Annotated in this window: 1 protein-coding gene; it reads right to left on the bottom strand. The window is 49.2% G+C overall.

Going from position 1 to position 437, the window contains the following annotated elements:
- On the bottom strand, positions 1 to 437 hold a 437-nt coding region (locus tag AB4585_RS22780), incomplete at both ends, for a cryptochrome/photolyase family protein (protein WP_372171079.1).

Below are 437 nucleotides of genomic sequence, written 5' to 3'. Positions count from 1 at the left end.
CTTTATCAAAGTTCCACTGCCCCCCTAGCGGTTTTTCCTCTTCCATCAAGATATCAAAGCGCTTGCGCATACGGCGGTAGAAGTGCTCCATCAGCACATGCTTACCTTCGGGAAACTGCTGAGCAATGTCGTCAAACGGCAATAGGAAGTGCTCGCTTTCCACCATCTTGCTAACGCAGTTGGGGAACTTTAGTGCGAGTAGTTGTGTAAGGAGTCGGTATTCATCCGGCCTTTGAAATTCAAAACGCGACGCCTGCACCTCGTTGACGTGATGAGTAAGCAGCTCACTGAATGTTGAGAACGCCTGAGTGTCATCCAGAGTCAGGTGCAAAACATGATGGCCCTCGTCGCGCAATTCCTTAGCAAAGCCAGACATTGCTGCAAAAAAGGCACAGACCTTTTGAATATGGTGTTTCACGTACGTCGCCTCTTGATGA

Source organism: Vibrio sp. 10N.222.49.C9, from assembly GCF_041474985.1.
Classification (GTDB): domain Bacteria; phylum Pseudomonadota; class Gammaproteobacteria; order Enterobacterales; family Vibrionaceae; genus Vibrio; species Vibrio crassostreae_C.
The sequence above is the reverse complement of the archived record's forward strand: the minus strand, read 5'-3'. Positions and strand labels throughout refer to the sequence as shown.